The organism is Acidovorax sp. YS12 (assembly GCA_021496925.1).
In the GTDB taxonomy this organism is placed as follows: Bacteria; Pseudomonadota; Gammaproteobacteria; order Burkholderiales; family Burkholderiaceae_C; genus Paenacidovorax.
The window spans coordinates 66,214-89,420 of the sequence record CP053915.1 but is presented as its reverse complement, the minus strand read 5'-3'; the positions used below and the strand labels follow the sequence as shown (position 1 = coordinate 89,420).

Sequence of the window (23,207 nt, the reverse complement as noted above, 5' to 3'; positions counted from 1 at the left end):
ATTGTGCCGCGCCAGGCATGCCCCCGTCCCACGCACGGTCGCCGGAGCGCACGGCCTGGGCCGGCGGGGGCCGCCGATAGAATGGCGCGCCCAGCATTCACCTCCCGCCGCCGTGTCCGACCGCCTCGCCGTTCTCCCGCAATACCTCCTGCCCAAGCAGGCCCTCACCACCCTCATGGGCCGGCTGGCCGGCCTGCGCGGCGGGCGCTGGACCACCGCCGTGATCCGCCGCTTTATCACGCGCTACGGCGTCGACATGGGCGAGGCCGCCAACCCCGACCCCGCGGCCTACCCGACCTTCAACGAGTTCTTCACCCGCGCCCTGCGCCACGGCGCGCGCCCGCTGGCCGCGGCCGACCTGATCTGCCCCGTGGATGGCGCGGTGAGCCAGTTCGGCGCCATCGAGCGGGACCAGATCTTCCAGGCCAAGGGCCACCGCTACAGCACCACCGCACTGCTTGGGGGCGACGCCGCCCTGGCGGCGCAGTTCCAGGACGGCCACTTCGCCACCATCTACCTCAGTCCGCGCGACTACCACCGCATCCACATGCCCTGCACGGGCCGGCTGCGGCGCATGGTGCACGTGCCGGGGGAGCTGTTCTCGGTGAACCCGACCACCGCCCGGGGCGTGCCCGGCCTGTTCGCGCGCAACGAGCGCGTGGTGTGCGTGTTCGACTCGGAGCAGGGGCCGTTCGTGCTGGTACTGGTGGGTGCCACCATCGTCGGCAGCATGGCCACGGTGTGGCATGGCGTGGTCAACCCGCCGCGCACGGGCGAACTGCGCAGCTGGGACTACGCGAACCAATCCATCGTTCTGGAGCAAGGCGACGAAATGGGCCGCTTTCTGCTCGGCTCCACGGTCGTGCTGCTGTTTCCGCAGGGGCGGCTTCGCTTCAACGAAGCCTGGGCGCCCGCCCACCCGGTGCGCCTGGGCCAGAGCATGGCCATGCGCGCCGCGCCGATGCTGCAGGCGTAACGGTTTCTCAGGTCATCAGGGGTTCGGGCCGCCGCGCGGTACTGAACAGCGTGGGCTCAAGCTCCAGCTGATCGGGCCGCACGGCACCGTCGCGCCCCACGAGGTGCACGGCCAGCAACTGCTTGCGCACGACGATATGACTCACGACCTCGTCACGCCCGGCCAGGCGCACCTTGGTGCCGGGGTGGAACAAAGGCATGCGAAAGCAGTGGCCTTGCTCGCCACTCTGCGCCGACACGTCGGCCAGCGTTTCACTGCTCGAATGCATTTCAGTCATAGGTCGAATGCTAGCGCAAGCCACGCCCGGTTGCACGGGGGCGTGGCCCGCACAGGGCTTCATACGGGTTTGCATTCAACCGTATAACTAGGCGGGAAGCCGCAGACAGTGCTGTAGCACGGCAAGGCGAACCAACGACGTTAGACGGTTGAAGGCAAATCCGTATCAGTTTTTCATGCTGCGTCGCAGCACCCGCGACGCATGAAACGAGGGTGTAATTTGGGTGCGGCGTCCGGCACAGAGGTCGGTTCGTACTTGGTGTCCCGAACCCGTGTATCAGTTGGACCCGCGGCCTCACGAGCACCCCAAACTGTCGCCAGGCACTGGCGTGCCTGAGCACGCACTTCAGACTTCGATGACGTGGGTCGCACGCCGGTGTCGCTGCTGTTCTTTGATGAGGAGGCGATCATGGACGTGATTCATCCGCTCTGTGCGGGACTGGACGTGCACAAGCAAAGCGTAGTGGCTTGCGCACGGATTGCGGGCCCAGGCCCGCTGGTGCAAGAGGTCCGCACCTTTGCCACGACCACCTCGGGCCTGCTGGAGCTGGCCGACTGGCTCGAATCCTTCGGCGTCGAGCACGTCGCCATGGAAGCTACGGGCGTGTACTGGAAGCCGGTGTGGCATGTGCTCGAAGGCCACTTCGAGTTGGTGCTGGCCAATGCCGCGCACGTGAAGAACATGCCCGGGCGCAAGACTGACGTGAACGATTCGATGTGGCTGGCCGATCTGCTGGCTCATGGCTTGATCCGCGCCAGCTTCGTGCCGCCGGTGGCGGTGCAGGAGCTGCGCACCCTGACGCGAACGCGCAAGCAGTTCGTGCGCGAGCGCGCCTCGCACGTGCAGCGCATCGAGAAGGTGCTCGAAGACGCCAACATCAAGATCACCAGCGTCCTGAGCGACATCCTGGGCAAGAGTGGGCGTGCGGTGCTGCAGGCGCTCATTGACGGCCGCAGCGATCCCCAGCGTCTGGCTTCATATGTCGTGGGCAACCGCCTCAAGGCCAGCCGAGCCGAGTTGGTCGAGGCATTGAGCGGGCGCGTGCGTGCCCACCACCGCTTCATGCTCAAGCTGCACCTGGGCCATATCGACGCTCTGGACAAGGCCATTGCCGACATCGAGAAGGAGGTGGGCCTGGGGCTCGAGCCGTTTCGACAAGCCGCCAAGTTGCTGAGCACGATGCCCGGCTTGAGTCAGGTCAGCGCCAACGTGGTGGTCGCCGAGATCGGCATCGACATGTCGCGCTTTGCAACGGCAGGCCACCTGCTGTCATGGGCCTGCCTGTGCCCGCGCAGCGACGAGAGCGCGGGCAAGCGGCGTAGCACACGGCTGCGCCGTGGGGGCGTGTGGCTCAAGACCACCTTGGTGCAGGCCGCATGGGCCGCGGTTAAGGTCAAGGGCAGCTACCTGCAGGCGCAGTTCCACCGCATCCGAGCCCGTCGGGGTGCCAAGAAGGCCATCATCGCCGTGGCCGCTTCCATGCTCACCGCTGCATGGCACATGCTCAAAGATGGCACCGAATGGCATGACCTGGGGGCTGCGCACTTTGACCGCGCTGACGCCGAAAAAACCGCCAACCGGCTCATTCGGCGACTACAACAAATCGGATACACCGTCCAGGTTGCTCCCGCTTGATCTGCGCCTGAGTTTCACTTCAGCCCCGGCGCTGGCCCGCCAGGCGCCGCACCACGGCCACGAGCTGGTCGATTTCCTCGAAGGTGTTGTAGAACGCCAGCGAGGGCCGCACCGCCGTCTCCACGCCGAAGCGGCGCAGGATGGGCTGGGCGCAATGGTGGCCGGTGCGCACGGCGATGCCCTCCTCGTTCAGCGCCTGGCCCACCTCGTCGGTGGTGTAGCCGGCGAGCACGAACGAGAGCACGCTGGCCTTGCCCGGCACGGTGCCGATCAGGCGCAGGCCGGGGATGGTGGCGAGCTGCTGCATGCCGTAATCGACCAGCGCGTGCTCGTACTGGCTGATGGCATGGATGCCGATGCGCTCCACGTACTCCAGCGCCGCGCCCAGGCCCACGGCGTCGGCAATGTTGCCGGTGCCCGCCTCGAAGGTATTGGGCAGGCCCTGGTAGCGGGTTTTCTCGAAGGTCACGTCGGCAATCATGTTGCCGCCGCCCTGCCACGGGGGCATGGCTTCGAGCACTTCGCGGCGGCCCCAGAGCACGCCGATGCCGGTGGGCGCGAAGATCTTGTGGCCCGAGAAGACGAAGAAGTCCGCGCCGATGTCCTGCACATCCACCGGCGTGTGCGCGATGGACTGCGCGCCGTCCACCAGCGTCGTGATGCCGCGCGCGCGGGCGCGCGCCACCACCTCCTTGACCGGCACCACGGTGCCGAGCACGTTGGAGACGTGGCCGATGGCGACGATCTTCGTGCGGTCGTTCAGCAGCTTCTCGTATTCGTCGAGCCGTATCTGCCCCTGGTCGTCGACCGGGATCACGCGCAGCTTCGCGCCCTTGGCCTGCGCGAGCTGCTGCCAGGGCACGATGTTGGCATGATGCTCCAGGTGGCTGACGATGATCTCGTCGCCCTCGCCCACGTTGCGCCCGCCCCAGCTCTGCGCCACCAGGTTGATGGCCTCGGTGGTGCCGCGCACGAAGATCACCTCCTGCGCCTCGGGCGCGTGGATGAAGCGGCGCACCACCTCGCGGGCGTGCTCGTAGGCATCGGTGGCGCGCGCCGCCAGCGCATGGGCGGCGCGGTGGATGTTGGAGTTCTCGTGCGCGTAGAAATGCGCGATGCGCTCGATCACCTGCCTGGGCTTGTGCGTGGTGGCGGCGTTGTCCAGCCACACCAGCCGCTTGCCGTTGATGCGCTCGGACAGGATGGGAAAGTCGCGCCGCACGGCGTGCACGTCGAAGGCCGGGTGGCGGTCCTGCTGGGCCGCCGGCGCGCCCTGCGGATGCGGGTGCGGCTTGGCCGGCGTGACGTAGCCGCTGGGCAGGCGCACCGCATCAACGAAGTAGAACTGCGGCGCGGTGCCCGCCACGCCCTGCTCCGGCACGGCAGGCGCGGCAGGAATGGCAAGTGCCGCATCAGGCGCCGTGACGCGGGGCACCTCGGCGAACACCGGCGCGCCCGCGCCGGCGGCCAGGGCGGCCACGGCCTGCTGGCTCAGCGCATCCAGGCCGTCGCCGGGCACGGCGGGAAGCAGTGGCGCGGAGGGTACGGGCGCCTCGTGCGGCGCCACGCCGCCGGTCAGGCTGGCCAGGCGCGGCTCGTAGCCGGGCAGCGCGCCGAAGGCGTTGTCGGGCACGCCGTTGCCCGCCTGCGCATGCGGCAGCGCCACGGCGGCGCGGTTGAGCAGCGCCAGCGGCGTGCCGGGGCTGGAGGGCAGCAGGTTGCTGCCCGGCACCTGGCCCAGCGGGACGGGCGTGCCCGGCACGTTGGGCGAGAAGCCCGAAGGCGCGGCCAGCGGCGAGCCGCCCGGCGCCCAGTTGGCGGGCGGCTGCGCGCCGGGCACCGGCACGGCGGGTGCGCCGCCGGGCAGGCTGCGCAGCAGGCTGGTGGCCCACTGCGCCAGCGTGGCCGGGTCGATGGGCGCGGCGCTCTGCGGCACGGGGATTGCGGGGGTGGTACTCAAGAGCATCTCCTTGACCGCCGGCAGCTTTCAAAAGCATAGCTGCCAGCGCTTGCTACATCAGCGTTTGAAGGGATTTTTACTTGTAGGTATCGAGCGCCGCGTAGTCGTGGTAGCGGTCGATGCGCACGTCGTCGAGCACGGCCAGCGCGTCCGGCGTGAGCACGGCCAGCGAGCAGTACAGCGAGATCAGGTACGAGCTGATGGCCTGGTCGTTGATGCCCATGAAGCGCACCGACAGCCCCGGGCTCTGCTCGCCCGGCAGCCCCGGCTGGAACAGGCCGACCACGCCCTGGCGCCGGTCGCCCACGCGCAGCAGCAGGATGCTGCTCTTGCCGTCGGCCACCGGGATCTTGTCCGAAGGCACCAGCGGCACGCCGCGCCAGGTGATGAACTGCGAGCCGAACAGGCTCACCGTGGGCGGCGGCGTGCCGCGGCGCGTGGCCTCGCGGCCGAAGGCGGCGATGGTCAGCGGGTGCGCCAGGAAGAAGGCCGGCTCCTTCCACACCTTGGTGAGCAACTCGTCCAGGTCATCGGGCGTGGGCGCGCCGCTGTCGTTCAGGGGAAAGATGCGCTGTTCGTCCGCCACCTGCGCCAGCAGGCCGTAGGAGGCGTTGTTGATGAGCTCGCTCTCCTGGTTCTCCTTGATGGTCTCGATGGTCAGGCGCAGCTGTTCCTTGATCTGGTCGTGCGGGCTGCTGTAGAGGTCGGAGATGCGCGTGTGCACGTCCAGCACCGTGGAGACGGCGTTCAGGAAGTACTCGCGCGGCGCTTCGTCGTAATCGACGAAGGTGCGCGGCAACTGGTTCTCGAACTGCTTGCTGGTGCAGGTCACCTTGATGTCCTGCGGGTTCTTCACCTGGTTGACGCGGTAGATGCCCGCCTCCACCGGCACCCACTGCAGCAGGTGCGTGAGCCAGCGCGGCGTGATGGTGGCGAGCTGGGGCGCGGTCTTGGTGGCGTTGGCCAACTGGCGGGCGGCGTTGTCGCCCAGGGTGTGGTGGATGGTGGTCATGGACTGTCGTACTACGGAGGGTGGAAGAAAACGGGAAACGGTGAAGGGGAAGCTCAGGCCGCCACGGGCAGCGGGCCGGCGTCGGGCGGCGTGGCGATGGCCTGGCGCACGCTGGCCTGGGTGACGTGGGCCAGCGGCGGCACGTCCTCGGTCACCCAGACGTTGCCGCCGATGACGGCGCCCCGGCCGATGGTCACGCGCCCGAGGATGGTGGCGCCGGCGTAGATCACCACGTCGTCCTGCACGATGGGGTGGCGCGGCCAGCCCTTCTGCAGGTGGCCCTGGGCGTCGCGCGGAAAGCGCTTGGCGCCCAGCGTCACGGCCTGGTAGATGCGCACGTTGCGGCCGATCACCGCCGTCTCGCCCACCACCACGCCGGTGCCGTGGTCGATGAAGCAGCCCGCGCCGATGCGCGCGCCGGGGTGGATGTCGATGCCCGTCTGCCCGTGCGCCAGCTCGGCCACCATGCGCGCCAGCAGCGGCAGCTCCAGCCCGTACAGCACGTGCGCGACGCGGTGGTGGATCAGCGCCAGCACGCCGGGGTAGGAGAGCACCACCTCGTCCACGCTGTGCGCGGCCGGGTCGCCGTGGAAGGCGGCCAGCACGTCCGCGTCCAGCCACTGGCGCAGCCGGGGCAGCGACTGGGCGAACTCGCGCACCACCTGGGTGGCGCGCCGCGCCAGCGCCTCGCCATCGAGCGCCTCGCCGTCGTGGCGCGCGCGGTAGCCCAGCTCGATGGCGGCCTGCGTGCGCAGCGCCTGCAGCGCGCTGTCGAGCGTGTGGGCGATGTAGAAATCCTCGCCCGCCTGGCGCAGCTCGGGCGGCCCCAGGCGCAGCGGGTAGAGCACGCCCTTGAGCGCATCGACGGCGCGCGCCACGGCGTCACGCGAGGGGAATTCACGCTGCGCCGTATCGGTGCGGCCCTGCTGGCCGCGCCACTGGGCGCGCACGTGGCGCAGCTCGGCCACGATTTCGGGAATGGGAAAGTCGCTCATGGTTGCGTGCCTTTTTTTGAACGAAATCAGCCCCCAGCGCTTGCGGGGCAAGCGCTGCCAGCTATCAATTCAGGAGTTACCGGAAGGGCGCCTTCAGTCCTGCACCCACGGCAGGCCGTGGAAGCGCCAGCCGTCGGCGTGGCCGCGCTGCTGGGCAGCGTCGAGCTCGCCCTCGAAGCCCTCGCTCACGTTGAACACGCAGGCCAGCCCGGCCTTGGCGGCCTCCTGCGCGGCCAGGGCCGAGCGCTTGCCGCTGCGGCACAGCAGCAGCGCGATGGCGGGCTGCGGCTGCCTGGCCAGCAGCGCCCCCAGCTCGCGCACGAAGCGCGGGTTGCGCGCCAGCGCCGTGCCCGTGGCCCAGGGCACGTGCGCGCTGCCGGGCACGTGGCCGACGAACTTGCGTTCCTCGGCCGTGCGCACGTCCACGAGCAGCGCCAGCCCCTGGCTGACCAGTTGCCAGGCCTGGCGCGGCGCCACCGAGCCCGCGTGGGGCAGGCCCTCGGCAGCGGCGCGGGCGGCGGCTTCTTGCAAGGCGGGGAGATTGGAGATGTCCGTCATGGTGGGTTCACTGAGTCGGTAGCGATGTGCCGCATGGTGCCCCGGCGCCAGCGGCCGGAGAACGAATGAAAAATGGCTTGCTTATGCGAAAAACGCACAAGGGTTCAAAGGGCCACGGAACCTCCTTCGCCCTCCCCCTTGCCATCGCCCTGGGCCAGCGCGCGCAGCACCTCCTCGCGCGTGAGCGTGGGCACGAAGGTCTCGATGAAGCGGAAGGCGTAGCCGCGCAGCCAGCCGCCGCGGCGCAGGCCCAGGCGCGTGAGGTTGACCTCGAACAGATGCCGCGCGTCGATGGCGCGCAGGTGGCGGTCGCGCTCGGCGTCGAAGGCGATCGAGGCCACGATGCCCACGCCCATGCCCAGCTCCACGTAGGTCTTGATGACGTCGGCGTCCATGGCGGTGAGCACCACGTCGGGCGCCAGCGCCGCCTGGGCGAACGATTCGTCGATGTGCGAGCGCCCGGTGTAGCCCGCCTCGTAGGTGATGATGGGGTAGCTGGCCAGCGCCTGCAGCGTCACGGCCTGCGGCTCCAGCCCCAGCAGCGGGTGGCCTGGCGGCACGATGATGCTGTGCGACCAGCGGTAGCATGGCAGCGTGACCAGTTGCTCGTACCCCGCCAGCGCCTCGGTGGCCACGCCGATGTCGGCCTCGCCCGAGAGCAGCATCTCGGCCACCTGGCGCGGCGAGCCCTGGCGCAGGTGCAGCGACACGCGCGGGAAATGCTGGCGGAAGTCGCGCACCACCGCCGGCAGCGCGTAGCGCGCCTGCGAGTGCGTGGCCGCCACCACCAGGCCGCCGCGGTCGGCGGCGACGAAGTCGTCGCCCGCGCGGCGCAGGTTCTCCGACTCCAGCAGCAGGCGCTCGACGATGGGCAGCAGCGACGCGCCGGGCGGCGTCAGCCCCGTGAGGCGCTTGCCCGCGCGCACGAAGATGTCCACGCCCAGCTCCTCCTCCAGCTCGCGGATCTGGCGGCTCACGCCGGGCTGCGAGGTGTAGAGCCGCGCGGCCACCTCGGTCAGGTTGTAGCCGCAGCGCACGGCCTCGCGCACCGAGCGCAATTGCTGGAAGTTCATGGTGTCTTGCTATCTTTCAGTGAGCTGCCAGCGCTTGTCCCGCAAGGGCTGGCGCCCTTTTTTCTTCAAATCCGGCGCCGCGTCACAGCTTGGCGATGGAGACTTCGGTGGACTTGACCAGCGCCACCACGTCGGAGCCCACCACCAGCTTCAGCTCGTCCACCGAGCGCGTGGTGATGACCGAGGTGACGACGCCCCAGGGCGTCTCCACGTCGACCTCGGAGACGACGTCGCCACGGATGATTTCGCGCACCTTGCCCTTGAACTGGTTGCGCACGTTGATGGCTTGGATGGACATGGGTTGCTCCTTTCAGGATCGCAGTTAAAAAATTCAGATGGCCCAGCGCAGGCCGTGGGCAGGCACGCCGGGCCAATGGGGTTCGGGCGTGGGCTCCGCGCCGGGCTTTTGCAGCACGCGGTCGAGGATGCGTTTTTCCAGCGCCGCGAAGGCCGCGTCGCCGTGCACGCGCGGGCGCGGCAGGTCGATGCGCTGGTCCAGCGCGATCTGCCCGTCCTCGATGAGGACCACGCGGTCGGCCAGGGCCACGGCTTCCTGCACGTCGTGCGTGACCAGCAGCGCGGTAAAGCCGCTGGCCTGCCACAGCCCTTCGATGAGGCGGTGCATCTCGATGCGCGTGAGCGCGTCCAGCGCGCCCAGCGGTTCGTCCAGCAGCAGCAGGCGCGGCCCATGCACCAGGGCCCGCGCCAGGGCCACGCGCTGGCGCTGGCCGCCCGACAGGCGCGCCGGCCACTCGGCCAGCCGGTCGCCCAGGCCCACGCGGGCCAGCACCTCGGCCGCCGCGCCGCGCTGGCCGGGCGGCAGGCCCAGGGCCACGTTGTCGGCCACGCGCTTCCAGGGCAGCAGGCGGGCGTCCTGGAACATGATGCGCGTGTCCGCGCTCAGGCCCTGCACGTCCTGTCCGTCGATGCGGATGCTGCCGCCCGAGGCGGTTTCCAGCCCCGCCACCAGCCGCAGCAGCGTGCTCTTGCCGCAGCCGCTGCGGCCCACGATGGCGACGAATTCGCCGGGTTCGATGTCCAGGTCGGCATGGCGCAGCACATGGCGCGCGCCGTAGTGCTTGTCCACGCCGCGCACCTGCAGGCGCAGACCGCCGGGCGATGGTGAAGATGAAATAGAGGTCAAAACAGGCTCCAGCCCTTATGTAGCAAGCGCTAGCAGCTACGTTGTTGATAGTGGATCAGGCCTGGTAGCCCGGATGCCAGCGCAGCCACCAGCGCTCCAGCACCTTGGCGAACACGTCGGCCAGCTTGCCCAGCAGCGCGTACAGCAGGATGCCCACGAGCACGATGTCGGTCTGCAGGAACTCGCGCGCGTTCATGGTCAGGTAGCCGATGCCGGACTGCGCCGAGATGGTCTCGGCCACGATCAGGATCACCCACATCAGGCCGAGCGAGAAGCGCAGCCCCACCAGGATGGAGGAGAGCGCGCCGGGCAAGATGATGTCGCGGTACAGCTGCCAGCGCGTGAGGCCGTAGGTGCGCCCCATCTCGACCAGGCCCGGATCGACGTTGCGGATGCCGTGGTAGGTGTTGAGGTAGATCGGGAAGAACACCGACACGGCGATGAGGAACAGCTTGGCCGATTCGTCGATGCCGAACCACAGGATGACCAGCGGGATCAGCGCCAGCGCCGGGATGTTGCGCACCATCTGGATGGTGGAGTCGAGCAGCGTCTCGGCCCAGCGCAGCGAGCCCGTGAGCAGCCCCAGCAGCAGGCCGAGCCCGCCGCCGATGGCCAGCCCGCTGAGCGCGCGCACGGCGCTCACCTTGACGTGCGTCCACAGCTCGCCTGATTCGGCCAGCGTCCACGCGGCCTGCAGCACGTCAAGCGGCGCGGGCAGCACGCGGGTGGAGAGCCAGCCGCGCGCCGACGCCGCCTGCCACACGGCCACCAGCAGCAGCGGCACCAGCCACGGCAGCAGGCGCCGGCCGGCCTGGGCGGCCAGGCGCTGCACGGCCGCGAGCGCGCCGGGCGCATCGGGGGTGGCAGCCAGCGCGGCGCCGGCCTGGAGTTCACGCACGGCCCCGGTCATGGCGCGCTCCGGGCGGGTGCGGGGTGCTGCGGCGGCAGGCCCCAGGCGCGCTCGGTCACGCGCAGTACGCGGCGCAGGCGCCGCACCAGGGGCTGGCGCTGGGGGACGAAGGCGGGACGGGCAGGCGTGGCGGGCATGGCGTCCTCACAGATCCACCGGGGCGGCGTGCAGCAGGTTGAGCTTCTTGGGGATGAGCTTGAGCGCATGGAAGGTGTCGGCGATCTCCTGCTGCTCGGCCAGGATGTCGCGCGTGACCGGCGCGGTGCCGAAGCGCACGCGCCCCACGTACAGCGCGGTGATCTCCTTGTCCAGCCCGAGCACGCCGGCCAGCTCGGCGGCGGCGGCGTCCTTGTTTTGCGACACCCAGGTGTCGATGCGGTTGATCTCCTCGATGGCGATGCGCAGCACGTCGGGGTTGCGCGTAGCGTAGTCGCGCGAGCTGAAGTAGTAGTAGCGGTTGTTGGCCACGCCGTTGGCATCGGCCAGCACGCGCGCCTGCAGGGTTTTCTGCGCGGCCGCCAGGAACGGGTCCCAGATCAGCCAGGCATCGACCGCGCCCTTCTCGAAGGCGGCGCGCGCATCGGCCGGGGCCAGGAAGACCGACTGCACGTCGCCATAGGCCAGGCCGTGCTTTTGCAGCAGCTTGACCAGGAAGTACTGCACGTTCGAGCCCTTGTTGTAGGCCACGCGCTTGCCCTTGAGGTCGGCCACGCTGCGGATGGGCGAGTCCTTGGGCACCAGCAGCGCCTCCAGTTCGGGGCGCGGCACCGAGGCGCCGGCATACACCAGCGGCGCGCCGGCGGCCTGGGCGAAGATCGGCGGCGCCTCGCCCACGTCGCCGAAGTCGATGGAGCCGACGTTCAGCGCCTCCAGCTGCACCGGCCCGGCGTTGAATTCGGTCCAGGTGACCTTCACGCCCAGCGGCGCCAGGCGCTTCTCCAGCGTGCCACGCGCCTTGAGCAGCGACAGCCAGCCCTTCTGGTGGCCCACGCGCAGCACGCGGGCCGGGGCCTGCGCCCAGGCGCCGCCTGCGCTCCAGGCCCCGGCCAGGCCCAGGGCCGTGGCCAGCACGCGGCGGCGCGGCAGGCCGGGGGCGGAGGCCGCGCGCTGCGCGGCGGTGTTCGTCGGGTTCTTCATGTCAGTGTGTCCTTGGGCTGGGGCCCCGGGGCCGGGCGCAGGCAAGGCTGCGCCCAGGCCGCCCCGGCGGCGGTTCGGTCGATGGAGGGAGGGTCAGGAAATTCCGGGCGGTTTCACACGCTGCAGCGCACCTGCGAGAAAGGCACCGGCGCGAAGCGCCCCGCCGCCGCGGCCGACATGGCCGGGGCGTGCAGCACTTCGCTGACCAGCTGGTGCACGGCTTCGTCGATGCGCTGGCCGATCTCGGGCGCCACGGCATAGGCGCCCTCGGGAGTGAGGTAAACCTGCCCCTCGGTGGCGTAGATGCCGGGCAGGATGTGCTTGGCCCCGAGCGACTGCAGCACCGGCCGCAGCGCGTAGTCCAGCGCCAGCATGTGGTGCGGGCTGCCGCCCGTGGCCAGCGGCAGCACGGTCTTGCCCTGCAGCGCGGCCTGCGGCAGCAGGTCGAGGAACACCTTGAGCACACCGCTGTAGGCGGCCTTGTAGACCGGCGTGGAGACCACGAGCAGGCCGGCGTCCTCCACCTGCCTGACCGCCTGGGCGATGCTGCGGTGGCCGGTGTCGGCCAGCAGCAGCGCCTGCGGGTTCAGGTCGCGGATGTGCAGGCGCGCCGCGCGCACGCCCCGCACCGTCAGGCGCAGGGCCACGGCGTCGAGCAGCGCCGCCGAGCGCGAGCGCTCCGAGGGGCTTCCGGCCAACAGCAAGGTGGACATGGTGGGTTCCTGCATGCTCATGTTTCGATAGCTTCCAGCGCTTGACTGGCAAGCGCCGGAGCCGCTTTTCGTGCCGATCTCAACGCTTGGTGTAGATCTGGTCGAAGGTGCCGCCGTCGGCAAAGTGCGTCTTGCCCGCCACGGGCCAGCCGCCAAAGGCCTGGTCGATGGTGAACAGCGTCAGCTTGGGGAACTGCGCGGCGTACTTGGCGCGCGCCTTCTCGCTGCTCGGGCGGTAGTAGTTCTTGCCCGCGATGTCCTGGCCTTCGTCGGAATACAGGTACTGCAGGTAGGCCTCGGCCACCTTGCGCGTGCCCTTCTTGTCCACGTTCTTGTCCACCACGGCCACCGTGGGCTCGGCCAGGATGCTGGCCGAGGGCACGACGATCTCGAACTTCTCCTTGCCAAACTCCTTGAGCACCAGGAAGGCCTCGTTCTCCCAGGCGATCAGCACGTCGCCCACGGCGCGCTGGGCGAAGGTGATGGTGGAGCCGCGCGCGCCCGTGTCGAGCACCGGCACGTTGCCGTAGAGCTTGCCCACGAACTCCTTGGCGCCGGCCTCGCTGCCGCTCTTGCGCTTGCCGTATTCCCACGCGGCCAGGTAGTTCCACTGCGCGCCCGCCGAGGTCTTGGGGTTGGGCGTGATCACGGCCACGCCGGGCTTGACCAGGTCGTCCCAGTCCTTGATGGCCTTGGGGTTGCCCTTCTTCACCAGGAAAATGATGGTCGAGGTATAGGGCGCCGAGTTGTGCGGCAGGCGCTTTTGCCAGTCCGCCGCCACCAGGCCGCCGTTCTTCACCAGCGCGTCCACGTCGGGCGCCAGGCCCAGCGTCACCACGTCGGCGTCGAGCCCGTCGATCACCGAGCGCGCCTGCTTGCCCGAGCCGCCGTGCGACTGCTTCACGGCCACGTCCTGCCCCGCCTGCGCCTTCCAGTACTTGGCGAAGGCCGCGTTGAACTCCACGTACAGCTCGCGCGTCGGGTCGTAGGAGACGTTGAGCAGCGTCACCGGCTGCTGTGCCAGGGCGGGCAGCGAAAAGCCCCACCCGAGCGTGGCCGCCAGGGCGGCGGCGAGGGGAAACTTGATAAAGTGGCGGCGATTTTTCATGGGTGCTTCCGTTGCGGTGAATGTGTCGATGCAGCGCATTCTGGAAGCAGCCCATAAAAACTGGAACCAATAAGATTTCAGTTCGTTATTCGAAAATCAACTAAGAACCCCAGATCACAAAGGAATTGCCCCATGGCACGCACCGTTCAATGCATCAAGCTCGGCCAGGAAGCCGAAGGCCTCGACTTCCCGCCCTACCCCGGCGAGCTGGGCAAGCGCATCTATGAAAACGTCAGCAAGCAAGCCTGGGCCGACTGGCTGCGCCACCAGACCATGCTGGTGAACGAGAACCGCCTGAACCTGGCCGACGCGCGCGCACGCCAGTACCTGGCCCGGCAGATGGAGAACCATTTCTTCGGCGGCGGCGCGGACGCCGCGGCGGGATATGTCCCGCCCAGCGCATAAAGAAAAAGAAACGTGCTGCCGTCGGCTTCGCTGCTGGACTCGTTCCAGGCCTCCCAGCTCAGCGCCCTGCTGGTGATCTACCTCGTGGCCATCACCGCCGAGGCCATGTCCGGCGCGCTGGCCGCGGGCCGGCGCGACATGGACATCTTCGGCGTGGCCGTGATCGCCTTCGTCACCGCGCTGGGCGGCGGCACCCTGCGCGACATGGTGCTGGGCCACTACCCCATCGGCTGGACCCAGCACCCCGAATACGTCTACCTGGTGATCTCGGCGGGCCTGCTGACCACGCTGGTGGCGCGCTACATGCACCGGCTCCAGCGCGTGTTCCTGGTGCTCGACGCCATGGGGCTGATCGCCTTCTCGCTCATCGGCTGCAACGTGGCGCTGGAGCTGGGCTACCCGCCCGTGGTGGTGGTGATGGCCGGCATGCTCACCGGCATCAGCGGCGGCATCCTGCGCGACGTGCTGTGCAACCAGGTGCCGGTGGTGTTCCGGCGCGAGCTGTATGCCAGCGTGTCATTGGCCGTGTGCCTGCTGTTCCTGGCGCTGCAGCGGCTCGGCGTGGGTTCCGACCTCGGCATCGCCCTCTGCTTCGCCAGCGGCCTGACGCTGCGGCTGCTCGCCATCCGTTTTCACTGGCGCCTGCCGGTTTTCTCGTACCAGGGGCGCTGGGAGGAGTGACCGGCCCTGCAAGGCGCGAAGGCTCTTGCTGACGCGGCGCAAAGACCCCTCCCGCGGCCCTGGCCGCCGCGCGCAGGGCGTGGACAATCGCCCCCCATGCCCGAACCCATCGACTGGCTCCCTGACGGAGCCCCCTATAGCCCGCGCTTCGGCGACCGTTACCACAGCAGCGCCAACCACGGCGTGGACCAGGCGCGCGACGCCTTCCTCGGCGGCTGCGGCCTGCCCGCCGCCTGGGCCGGGCAGGCGCAGTGGCGCATCCTGGAAACCGGCTTCGGACTGGGACTGAACTTCCTCGTGACCTGGGCGGCCTGGCGCGCCGACCCGGCACGCCCGCGCGTGCTGCATTTCGTCTCGTGCGAGGCCTGGCCCGTGGCCGCGGCCGACCTGCTGCGCGCCGCGCCGCAGGCGCCCGAACTGCAGCCGCTGGCCCAGCAACTGGCCGCGCAGTTCTGGGGCTTGCTGCCCGGCGTGCATCGCCTCTCGTTCGAGGGCGGGCAGGTGCTGCTCACGCTCTACATCGGCGACGCCCAGGCCATGCTGCGCCAGCAGCAGCCCGTGGCCGACGCGGTGTACCTGGACGGTTTCAGCCCGCAGTGCAACCCCGACATGTGGGGCGAAGGCTTGCTCAAGGCCGTGGCGCGCTGCTGCCGCCGCGGCACGCGCCTGGCCACCTGGAGCGTGGCCAGCGCCGTGCGCGCCGGGCTGGCGCAGTGCGGCTTCGAAGTGCGCAAGGTGCCCGGCGTACATCCGAAGCGCGACAACCTGCAGGCCACCTTCGACCCGCCCTGGCAGCCCCGGGGCGCCGCCGACGCACCCGCGCCGCTGTTCAGCGCGCCCGCGCGCTGCGTCGTCATCGGCGCCGGCCTGGCGGGCGCGGGCGCCGCCGCCAGCTTGGCGCGGCGCGGCTGGCAGGTCGAGGTGCTGGACCAGGGCGCGGCGCCCGCCGCCGGGGCCTCGGGCCTGCCCGCCGGGGTGTTCGGCCTGCACGTCTCGCCCGACGACGCCCCGCAATCGCGCCTGAGCCGCGCCGGCCTGCGCCTGACGCGCCAGACCGCGCAGGACCTGCTCGCCGAAGGCGTGGACTGGGCGCCCAGCGGCGTGCTGGAGCACTGCGTAGACGGGAAGCGCGGCCTGCCCGCCGCCTGGAGCGAAGACCCCGGCAGCGACTGGTGCCGCTACGCCGATGCGGCGCAACTGGCCGCCGCAGGCCTGCCCGCCGCCGCCGTCGGCCACTGGCACGCGCGCGGCGGCTGGATACGGCCCGCGCGGCTCATCGCGGCGCTGCTGGCCCGGCCCGGCATCACCTGGCGCGGCGGCGCGGCGGTGGCGCGCATCACGCGCGCGGGCGATGGCGCCTGGCGCCTGTTCGATGCGCAGGGCGCCCTGCTGGCCGAGGTGCCGCTGGCCGTCATCGCCACCGGCGCGGGCAGCATCGGCCTGTGCGCCGGTTACTGGCCCGCCGCGTCGCTGCGCCCGCTGCGCGGGCAGGTGAGCTGGGGCCGCTGCGCCGACGCGCCCGCCCTGCCCCCCTTCCCCGTGAACGGCCACGGCAACCTGGTGCCCTGCGTGCCGGACGCGGACGGCCCGATCTGGGTGCTGGGCTCGACCTTCGAGCGCGGCCAGACAGCACTGCCCAAGACTGCCGACGAACTGGCCGCCGGCCGCGCCTACAACCTGGAGCGCCTGCGCGGCCTGCTGCCGGGCCTGCGAGCGCCGATGGCGCAACGCTTCCAGACGCCCGGCGCCGTGCACGACTGGTCCGCCGTGCGCTGCGCCGCGCCCGACCGCCGCCCCGTCGTCGGCCCCATCGACCCGCAGGCGCTGCCGGGCCTGTGCATCAGCACCGCGCTGGGCGCGCGCGGGCTGACCAACGCGCTGCTGTGCGGCGAACTTCTGGCCGCGCAGGTGCACGCCGAGCCACTGCCGCTGGAGGCCAAGGTGGCGCAGGCGCTGGCGGCGCAGCGGCTGCGGGGGTAGACGGCCCGGGGCGTTCCAGTTATCCATAGCGTCACCCGCAGCCCACGAAGTGCGCAGCCCCGCGAAACGGCGCACTTGGCGCTTGGTCCGGCGTCAGATTGCCGTTGCCGGACGGCGAACCGCTGCGCTGCAGATCGCATTCGATCAGCGCGACAAGGCCGTCATCGGAAAGCTTCTGGTGTTCAGGACACAGGCCCCAGCCCATCCCTGTGCAGCGCTTCATGGTCGCGCGCAGACACTTGTCCAGCAGGATGCTGCCGGTACCGAAGCTGACACCACATGCCAGGCATGCATGTTGTTCCAGCGAAACGTGCGATTTCTCTTCCATGATGATCTCCGGTTGCTCGGGCGGAATTGCCCGGGACCGGCACGCCGCAGCGCAGCGCAGCGGTCAGAGGTTCAAAGACGGCCAACAGGACGCCCGCGTGCAAGGCACACGCAGGCCGTGAGCGCGAGAACGGTGTGCAAGGATGACGGGAACCAGCAAGCCAGTCCACCACGCACCTCGCTTGCATTGGCAACAAGCGCAGCGCGCAGCAGCCTTGCCGCGGAGGCATCAGTGATGAGAGCCAAAGGGGCGAGACAACGCAGTCGGCTCGATGCGCAGCACGTACAGCACGGCCCGGCGATGCACGGAAAACCCGAGCCAGGATGCGTGCAGACAAAAAAATAGCCCCTTGCGGGGCTACTTTGATTTCCGTACTTTTCTGTATGGACCAAAAAATCGAAAGAAACTTGCGTAATCTATTGATTTTATTGGTAGGCGCGATTGGACTCGAACCAACGACCCCCACCATGTCAAGGTGGTGCTCTAACCAGCTGAGCTACGCGCCTGTGTTTGTTCGAGAAGCAAGAGTATAGCAGTAAAACGGCACGCTCCGAGAATCCGTCAACGCCGGCGCGCGGAGCGCACGCCGGACACACCGGCCACGATCGCCAGCACCTTGTTAAGCCGGCCGGAATCCGCCACTTCGACGGTGAAGGTCATCCAGGCCGTGCCCTTGACCGACTGGGTCTGCACGCCGATCACGTTGGTTTTCTCGCGGGCGAACACTTCCGAGATATCGCGCAGCAGGCCCTGGCGGTCCGCCGCCTCCACGGCCACATCGACGGGATAGACGATGGAGGCCACGGCCGTCGGCTTGGGCAGGCCCCAGGTCACCTCGATCACGCGCTCGGCGCTGCGCGCAGCCATCTCGCGAAAGTTGCTGCAATCCGCGCGGTGCACGCTCACGCCCTTGCCGCGCGTGACGAAGCCAGCGATCTCATCGGGCGGCGCGGGGCGGCAGCACTTGGCCAGTTGCGTCATCAGCGAATCGACGCCGACCACCAGCACCCCCCCTTTGGGCGCCGCATCGGGCCGCGCCTTGCGGATCAGCATCTGCTCGTCCAGCGGCTGCTCGGGCTCAGGCGGACGCAGCAGGTTCTCGATGTTGCGCAGGGAAAACTCGTCCTTGCCGACGACCTCGAACAAGGCGTCAGCCGTCTTGAAGCCCAGCTGCACCGCCAGGTCGTCGAGCTTGAACGCCGTCTTGCCCTCGCGCTGCAGCAGCTTTTCCACCGCCTCGCGCCCGCGCGCCACGGTTTCGTGCGTGGCTTGCGCGTTGAACCAGGCGCGCACCTTGGCGCGCGCGCGCGGGCTCACCAGGTAGCCCAGTTCGGCATTGAGCCAGTCGCGCGAGGGCCGGCCTTCCTTGACGGTGACGATCTCCACCGTCTGCCCGCTTTGCAGCGGCGTGTTCAGCGACACCATGGCGCCATCGACGCGCGCGCCACGGCAGCGGTGCCCCAGGCTGGTGTGCACCGCATAGGCGAAGTCCACCGCCGTGGCGCCCTTGGGCAGCTCGATCACGGCGGCATCGGGCGTGAGCACGTAGATGCGGTCGTCGAACAGGTCGCTGTGGCTGGAGTCGGCCATGTCGCGCCCCCAGGCCAGGAGCTGGCGCAACACGGCGATCTTGGCGTCGTACTCGCCGCTGGCGGAAACCCCGGCGTAGCCCTTGGTGCCCGCCTCCTTGTAGGCCCAGTGCGCGGCCACGCCGTGCTCGGCGTGGTCGTGCATGGCCTGGGTGCGGATCTGGATCTCGATGGCGCGCCCGGACTCGTCGCGCACCACCGTGTGCAGCGACTGGTAGCCGTTGGGCTTGGGCTTGGCGATGTAGTCGTCGAACTCCTCCTCGATCGACTCGAACTGCGCATGCACCCACGACAGCGCGGCGTAGCAGTCCTTCACGGAGGGCACGATCACGCGCAGCGCCCGGATGTCAAACACCTGGTCGAAACCCAGCGACTTGCCACGCATCTTCTTGACGATGCTGTAGATGTGCTTGGGCCGCCCCGACACGCTGGCGCTGATCGAACGCGCGCGCAACTCCGACTCCAGCCGGCCGCGCAGCTGCTCCATGTAGACCTCGCGCTCGATGCGTTTTTCATCGAGCAGCCGCGCAATCTCCTTGTAGGTCTCGGGTTCGAGGAAGCGGAACGACAGATCCTCCAGCTCCCACTTCATCTGCCAGATGCCCAGGCGGTTGGCCAGTGGCGCGAACACGTGCAGCGCCTCGCGCGCCAGGCTCGGCGGCACGGCGCGCTTGCTCGCGGCGTAGAAGCGCAGCGTCTGCAGGCGCGACGCCAGGCGCAGCAGCACCACGCGCAGGTCGCGCGAGAAGCCCAGCAGCATCTTGCGCACGTTCTCGGTCTGCAGCGCCACGTCGTCCAGGCGCTGGCCCGAGGTCTCGGCCCCGCGCGCCTGCTCCTGCACGCGCATCAGCTTGGTGGTCTCGACCGCCAGCGTGGCGAAGTTCTCGCCGAAGGCCTTGGCGATGACCTCCTCGGGCCGGTTCAGGTGCACGCAGGCATGGACCAGGTAGCTGGCCGCCTGCATGGCCTCAGAGCCGCCAATGCCCTTGAGGATGGAGGCCACGGCATCGGCATGCGCCAGCGTGTTCTCTCCGGTCTCCATGGTTTCGTTGGCCAGCAGCGGCTCGGCGAAGGCGCGCGCGCGCACCAGCGCGTGCGCCTGTTCGGGCAGCGACTGCGCCGTGGCGGCGATGAGCGGCGAGACCGCCTCGCCCCCCTGCGTGGCGCCCGAGGATGGCGTCCCGGCGGCAATGCTCCTCATGCGGCCTCCTCCAAGAAGGCCTGCACGGCCGCCATCTGGTCGTCGGCCACCAGCGTCGGGGCATGGCCGACACCGGCGAACTCGACCCGCTGCGCGCGCGGGCCGCGCTGCGCCATGGCCTCGGCCGTGGCCACGGCGAGGAGGTCGGAGTCCGCTCCGCGCAGCAGCAGCGTGCGCGCCTGGATCTGGTCGTACAGCTGCCACAGCACCGCCTCGCTGGCCTGGGCGGCCTGCTCGGTCATGGCCTTGAACGGCGTAGCCAGGGCCGGGTCATAGTGCAGTCCGAAGCCGCCGCCGGGCAGCGGCCGCAGCATGGGCCGCGACAGCGCCAGCCACTGCTCCGGCGTGTGGGGCCCGAACGGCGTGGAGATGGCCCACAGCGCGGCGGCCCCCTGCTCCAGCGAATCGAAGCGCACCGGCTGGCCCAGGTACTGACCGATGCGCTGCAGCGCCTGCCAGGCGATGGCCGGGCCGACGTCATTCAACACCAGGCGGCGCACCGGCACCGGCAGGGGCAGCCCGGGCTGCCCGGCAATGGCCATGCCGATGAGTCCGCCCATGCTGGTGCCCACCCAGTCCAGCGTGCCGATGGGGGCCTCCTGGTGCACCTGCGCCAGCAGGGCCAGCATATCGGCGGCGTATTGCGGCACCTGGTAGGCCATCGGGTCGGCCAGCCAATCGCTGTGGCCGCGCCCCGCCACGTCCGGGCAGACCACCCGGGCCTGGCGTGCCAGCCGCTGTGCCAGCACGTCGAAGTCGCGCCCCTGGCGCGTCAGCCCGTGCACGCAGACGATGACATGGGGATGCCGCGCGTCGCCGGTGGCGTTCCACTCCCAATAGGCCATGCGGTGCTGGGCCTCGTGCCCTGCGGTGGCGGTGTGCGCAGCGCCTGCGCACCATACGTAGTTCAGCCTAGGTTCAATCATGGGTGCGTGAGCGGGGAAGCATGGCTCAATAATTGCCGGGTTCCATCCTAATTCATCCGGAGAGTCTCTTATGCTGAAAGGCAAAACGGCGCTGGTCACCGGCTCCACCAGTGGCATCGGTCTGGGCATCGCGAAGGCGCTGGCGCGCCAGGGTGCCAACATCGTCATGAACGGCTTTGGCGAAGTGGACGGCCCGCGCGCCGAAGTGCTGGCCGCGGGCCAGGCGGCGGGCATCCAGGTGGCCTACCACGCGGCCGACATGAGTCGCGCGGCCGACATCGAAGACATGATGAAGTACGGCGCCGACCGGTTCGGCCGTATCGACATCGTGGTGAACAACGCCGGCATCCAGCACGTGGCCAGCGTGGAAGACTTCCCGGTCGAGCGCTGGGACGCCATCATCGCCATCAACCTCACCAGCGCCTTCCACACCACGCGCCTGGCATTGCCCGCCATGAAGGCGGCCAACTGGGGCCGCATCATCAACGTGGCCTCGGTGCACGGCCTGGTGGGCTCGGCGCAGAAGTCGGCCTACGTGGCGGCCAAGCACGGCATCATCGGCCTGACCAAGGTGACCGCGCTGGAGACCGCCCCCACCGGCGTGACCTGCAACGCCATCTGCCCCGGCTGGGTGCTGACGCCGCTGGTGCAAAAGCAGGTGGACGCCAAGGCGCAGCAACTGGGCGTCTCCAACGAGGAGGCCAAGAAGGTGCTGCTGGGCGAGAAGGAACCGTCAATGCAGTTCACCACCCCCGAGGAACTGGGCGAGCTGGCGGTGTTCTTCTGCTCCCCCGCTGGCAACAACGTGCGCGGCGTGGCCTGGAACATGGACGGCGGCTGGGCCGCGCAGTAAACGCCGCTCCTGAAAACATAGCTGCTGGCGCTTACCTGGCAAGCGCCAGAGCCTTTTTTCACCTCAAGAACTAGCGCATCTGCACCGAGCCCGAGACGCTGACCTCCACCTGCGCCTTGCCCGCCTCTACCGGCACCGGGGCGGCATCGCCCAGTGCCATGGCCTTGGCTTCCATGGCCATCATGCGCGGGTGCGGCCCGGACGCGCCCTCGCTGCTCTGCACAGCCACCTCGCGCAGCGTGTACCCGCCAAAGCCGAAGCTGCGCGCCAGCGTGGCCGCACGCGCCTTGAACTGCTCGATGGCCTGGGCCTGGGCTTCACCCTCGGCCTGCGTGCGCGCCTCGGGCGAGAGCCCGAAGCCGATCTGGCTGATGGCCATGCTCTGCACCTTGGCCGCCGCGCCGGTGATACGCGCGAAATCGCGCCCCTGCAGCACCAGCTCGGCGCGGCCCTGCCAGCCGGACATCTTGCCGTCCTTGCCATAGCGCGGGTACAGGCCGAACGCACCGGTGCGCACGTCAAGCTGCCCTGGCTGGGCCTGGCGCTTGGCCTCGGCCAGCGCGGCGTCGAGCGCCTGGCGCAGTTGCGCCTGCACGGCCGCGGCGTCGTTGCCCTCCTTGCTGGTGGCCAGCGTGAGCACCAGCCAGTCCTGCACCACCTCGGTGCTGCCGGTGGCCGACAACTGCAGCACGTTCTGCGGCGGCTGCACCGTCGAAGACTGAGCAAAACTGGCGCCAGCGCATGCCAGCATTGCGCCAGCAGCTATGATTTTCGATATTTTTCGCATGGGCGGAAGCATCCTTTCATGGCACCCGCGCGCACCCCGCGCACGGCATGGACGCCACGTTAACCGCTCCCGCCGCTGTCTGTGCAAAGCCCCCGCAACACGCTGGCGCACCCGGGCAAAACATGTAACAGTTGGTCAGGTACGGGCCGAATGAATGAACTTCCCGGCGCAAGCTGGTCAGAATCGGCTCTGTTACAAATTGGACTGGGGAAGAACCATGGCCACAACCGCCAACCGTACCGACAAGATTCTTGTGGTGGATGACGATGCACGTATCCGCGACCTGCTGCGCCGCTACCTCACGCAGGAAGGCTTCGAGGTGATGATCGCGGAAGACGGCAAGGCGCTGAACCGCATCCTCCTGCGCGAGACAGTGGACCTCATCGTGCTCGACCTCATGATGCCCGGCGAGGACGGCCTGTCGATCTGCCGCCGCCTGCGCGCCGCCAACGACCGCACGCCCATCATCATGCTCACCGCCAAGGGCGAGGACGTGGACCGCATCGTCGGTCTGGAAGTGGGCGCCGACGACTACCTGGGCAAGCCCTTCAACCCGCGCGAGCTGCTGGCGCGCATCCACGCCGTGCTGCGCCGCCGCCCGCCGCAGGAGGCGCCGGGCGCGCCCTCGGGCGACAACGAGGTGGTCAGCTTCGGCCCCTTCACCTTCGACATGGGCACGCGCGCGCTGCAGAAGAACGGCGAGGAGCTGCCCCTGACCACGGGCGAATTCGCCATGCTCAAGGCCCTGGTGCGCCACCCGCGCCAGCCGCTGTCGCGCGAGAAGCTGGCGCTGCTGGCGCGCGGACGCGAGTTCGAGCCCTTCGACCGCAGCCTGGACGTGCAGGTCTCGCGCCTGCGCAAGCTGATCGAGGTCGACGCCGCCGCGCCGCGCTACATCCAGACCGTGTGGGGCGTGGGCTACGTGTTCGTCCCTGACGGAACGAACTGACGCCCCCACC

Annotated in this window: 23 protein-coding genes, 1 tRNA gene and 1 pseudogene; 7 read left to right on the top strand and 18 right to left on the bottom strand. The window is 69.5% G+C overall.

Annotated features, from left to right (window positions below; all coding sequences use genetic code 11):
* Positions 1-112 precede the first annotated feature (112 nt).
* Positions 113-976, top strand: a complete 864-nt coding sequence (gene psd, locus YS110_00440; protein UJB63339.1) for a phosphatidylserine decarboxylase — start codon at positions 113-115, stop codon at positions 974-976.
* A 7-nt stretch (positions 977-983) separates the two neighbouring features.
* Here psd and YS110_00435 read toward each other — a convergent pair whose 3' ends face one another.
* Positions 984-1,223, bottom strand: coding sequence for a hypothetical protein (locus tag YS110_00435; GenBank protein UJB67301.1), 240 nt, complete (start codon positions 1,221-1,223; stop codon positions 984-986).
* Positions 1,224-1,661: 438 nt separating this feature from the next.
* On the opposite strand from YS110_00435, the gene YS110_00430 reads away from it, so the two are divergent.
* The gene (locus YS110_00430; protein ID UJB67300.1) at positions 1,662-2,888 is read left to right on the top strand and encodes an IS110 family transposase; all 1,227 of its coding nucleotides are present in this window, start codon (positions 1,662-1,664) and stop codon (positions 2,886-2,888) included.
* Positions 2,889-2,907: 19 nt separating this feature from the next.
* On the opposite strand, the gene sufS is transcribed toward YS110_00430, so the two are convergent.
* The 12 genes from sufS to YS110_00370 form a co-directional block, all read right to left on the bottom strand.
* Complete coding sequence (sufS, locus tag YS110_00425) at positions 2,908-4,854, bottom strand: SufS family cysteine desulfurase (GenBank protein UJB63338.1); 1,947 nt, start codon at positions 4,852-4,854, stop codon at positions 2,908-2,910.
* 70 nt (positions 4,855-4,924) lie between these two features.
* Positions 4,925-5,860, bottom strand: a complete 936-nt coding sequence (locus YS110_00420; GenBank protein ID UJB63337.1) for a hypothetical protein — start codon at positions 5,858-5,860, stop codon at positions 4,925-4,927.
* A 53-nt stretch (positions 5,861-5,913) separates the two neighbouring features.
* On the bottom strand, positions 5,914-6,855 hold the full coding sequence (locus tag YS110_00415; protein ID UJB63336.1) for a serine acetyltransferase: 942 nt from the start codon (positions 6,853-6,855) through the stop codon (positions 5,914-5,916).
* A 93-nt stretch (positions 6,856-6,948) separates the two neighbouring features.
* Positions 6,949-7,413, bottom strand: coding sequence for a rhodanese-like domain-containing protein (locus tag YS110_00410; GenBank protein UJB63335.1), 465 nt, complete (start codon positions 7,411-7,413; stop codon positions 6,949-6,951).
* A 104-nt stretch (positions 7,414-7,517) separates the two neighbouring features.
* Positions 7,518-8,486 (bottom strand): CysB family HTH-type transcriptional regulator, encoded by a 969-nt coding sequence (locus YS110_00405; protein UJB63334.1) that lies wholly within the window; start codon positions 8,484-8,486, stop codon positions 7,518-7,520.
* Positions 8,487-8,568: 82 nt separating this feature from the next.
* Positions 8,569-8,784, bottom strand: a complete 216-nt coding sequence (locus YS110_00400; GenBank protein UJB63333.1) for a TOBE domain-containing protein — start codon at positions 8,782-8,784, stop codon at positions 8,569-8,571.
* A 33-nt stretch (positions 8,785-8,817) separates the two neighbouring features.
* Positions 8,818-9,630 carry an ATP-binding cassette domain-containing protein gene (locus YS110_00395; protein UJB63332.1) on the bottom strand — a complete coding sequence of 271 codons (813 nt, stop codon included), beginning with the start codon at positions 9,628-9,630 and terminating at the stop codon, positions 8,818-8,820.
* A 55-nt stretch (positions 9,631-9,685) separates the two neighbouring features.
* Complete coding sequence (ssuC, locus tag YS110_00390) at positions 9,686-10,540, bottom strand: aliphatic sulfonate ABC transporter permease SsuC (GenBank protein UJB63331.1); 855 nt, start codon at positions 10,538-10,540, stop codon at positions 9,686-9,688.
* Positions 10,537-10,677, bottom strand: a complete 141-nt coding sequence (locus YS110_00385) for a hypothetical protein (protein UJB63330.1) — start codon at positions 10,675-10,677, stop codon at positions 10,537-10,539. Before YS110_00385 ends, ssuC begins: the two co-directional genes overlap by 4 nt.
* Before the next feature lie 7 nt (positions 10,678-10,684).
* Positions 10,685-11,677 carry a sulfonate ABC transporter substrate-binding protein gene (locus YS110_00380; GenBank protein UJB63329.1) on the bottom strand — a complete coding sequence of 331 codons (993 nt, stop codon included), beginning with the start codon at positions 11,675-11,677 and terminating at the stop codon, positions 10,685-10,687.
* Positions 11,678-11,790: 113 nt separating this feature from the next.
* On the bottom strand, positions 11,791-12,390 hold the full coding sequence (gene ssuE / locus YS110_00375) for an NADPH-dependent FMN reductase (GenBank protein UJB63328.1): 600 nt from the start codon (positions 12,388-12,390) through the stop codon (positions 11,791-11,793).
* A 79-nt stretch (positions 12,391-12,469) separates the two neighbouring features.
* Positions 12,470-13,498, bottom strand: a complete 1,029-nt coding sequence (locus YS110_00370) for a sulfate ABC transporter substrate-binding protein (protein UJB63327.1) — start codon at positions 13,496-13,498, stop codon at positions 12,470-12,472.
* Positions 13,499-13,630: 132 nt separating this feature from the next.
* Here YS110_00370 and YS110_00365 point away from each other — a divergent pair, with 132 nt between their 5' ends.
* The 3 genes from YS110_00365 (at position 13,631) to mnmC (ending at position 16,564) form a co-directional block, all read left to right on the top strand.
* A complete protein-coding gene (locus tag YS110_00365) occupies positions 13,631-13,903 on the top strand; it encodes an oxidative damage protection protein (GenBank protein ID UJB63326.1) in 273 nt (90 codons plus the stop codon).
* 12 nt (positions 13,904-13,915) lie between these two features.
* Entirely contained in the window at positions 13,916-14,584 is a 669-nt protein-coding gene (locus YS110_00360; GenBank protein UJB63325.1) for a trimeric intracellular cation channel family protein, read from the top strand.
* A 96-nt stretch (positions 14,585-14,680) separates the two neighbouring features.
* Complete coding sequence (mnmC, locus tag YS110_00355; protein ID UJB63324.1) at positions 14,681-16,564, top strand: FAD-dependent 5-carboxymethylaminomethyl-2-thiouridine(34) oxidoreductase MnmC; 1,884 nt, start codon at positions 14,681-14,683, stop codon at positions 16,562-16,564.
* A 79-nt stretch (positions 16,565-16,643) separates the two neighbouring features.
* Here the strand turns inward: mnmC and YS110_00350 are convergent.
* The 4 genes and pseudogenes from YS110_00350 to YS110_00335 form a co-directional block, all read right to left on the bottom strand.
* Positions 16,644-16,892, bottom strand: a pseudogene (locus tag YS110_00350) (ATPase).
* A 429-nt stretch (positions 16,893-17,321) separates the two neighbouring features.
* A tRNA-Val gene (locus tag YS110_00345) sits at positions 17,322-17,398 on the bottom strand.
* Between the two features lie 55 nt (positions 17,399-17,453).
* On the bottom strand, positions 17,454-19,682 hold the full coding sequence (locus tag YS110_00340) for a bifunctional (p)ppGpp synthetase/guanosine-3',5'-bis(diphosphate) 3'-pyrophosphohydrolase (protein UJB63323.1): 2,229 nt from the start codon (positions 19,680-19,682) through the stop codon (positions 17,454-17,456).
* The gene (locus tag YS110_00335) at positions 19,679-20,608 is read right to left on the bottom strand and encodes an alpha/beta hydrolase (protein ID UJB63322.1); all 930 of its coding nucleotides are present in this window, start codon (positions 20,606-20,608) and stop codon (positions 19,679-19,681) included. The genes YS110_00340 and YS110_00335 overlap by 4 nt, the downstream gene beginning before the upstream one ends.
* Before the next feature lie 70 nt (positions 20,609-20,678).
* Between YS110_00335 and YS110_00330 the strand changes: the two genes are divergently transcribed.
* A complete protein-coding gene (locus tag YS110_00330; GenBank protein UJB63321.1) occupies positions 20,679-21,461 on the top strand; it encodes a 3-hydroxybutyrate dehydrogenase in 783 nt (260 codons plus the stop codon).
* A gap of 70 nt (positions 21,462-21,531) precedes the next feature.
* On the opposite strand, the gene YS110_00325 is transcribed toward YS110_00330, so the two are convergent.
* Positions 21,532-22,248, bottom strand: coding sequence for an SIMPL domain-containing protein (locus YS110_00325; protein UJB63320.1), 717 nt, complete (start codon positions 22,246-22,248; stop codon positions 21,532-21,534).
* A gap of 217 nt (positions 22,249-22,465) precedes the next feature.
* On the opposite strand from YS110_00325, the gene ompR reads away from it, so the two are divergent.
* The gene (gene ompR, locus YS110_00320) at positions 22,466-23,197 is read left to right on the top strand and encodes a two-component system response regulator OmpR (GenBank protein ID UJB63319.1); all 732 of its coding nucleotides are present in this window, start codon (positions 22,466-22,468) and stop codon (positions 23,195-23,197) included.
* Positions 23,198-23,207: the final 10 nt, after the last annotated feature.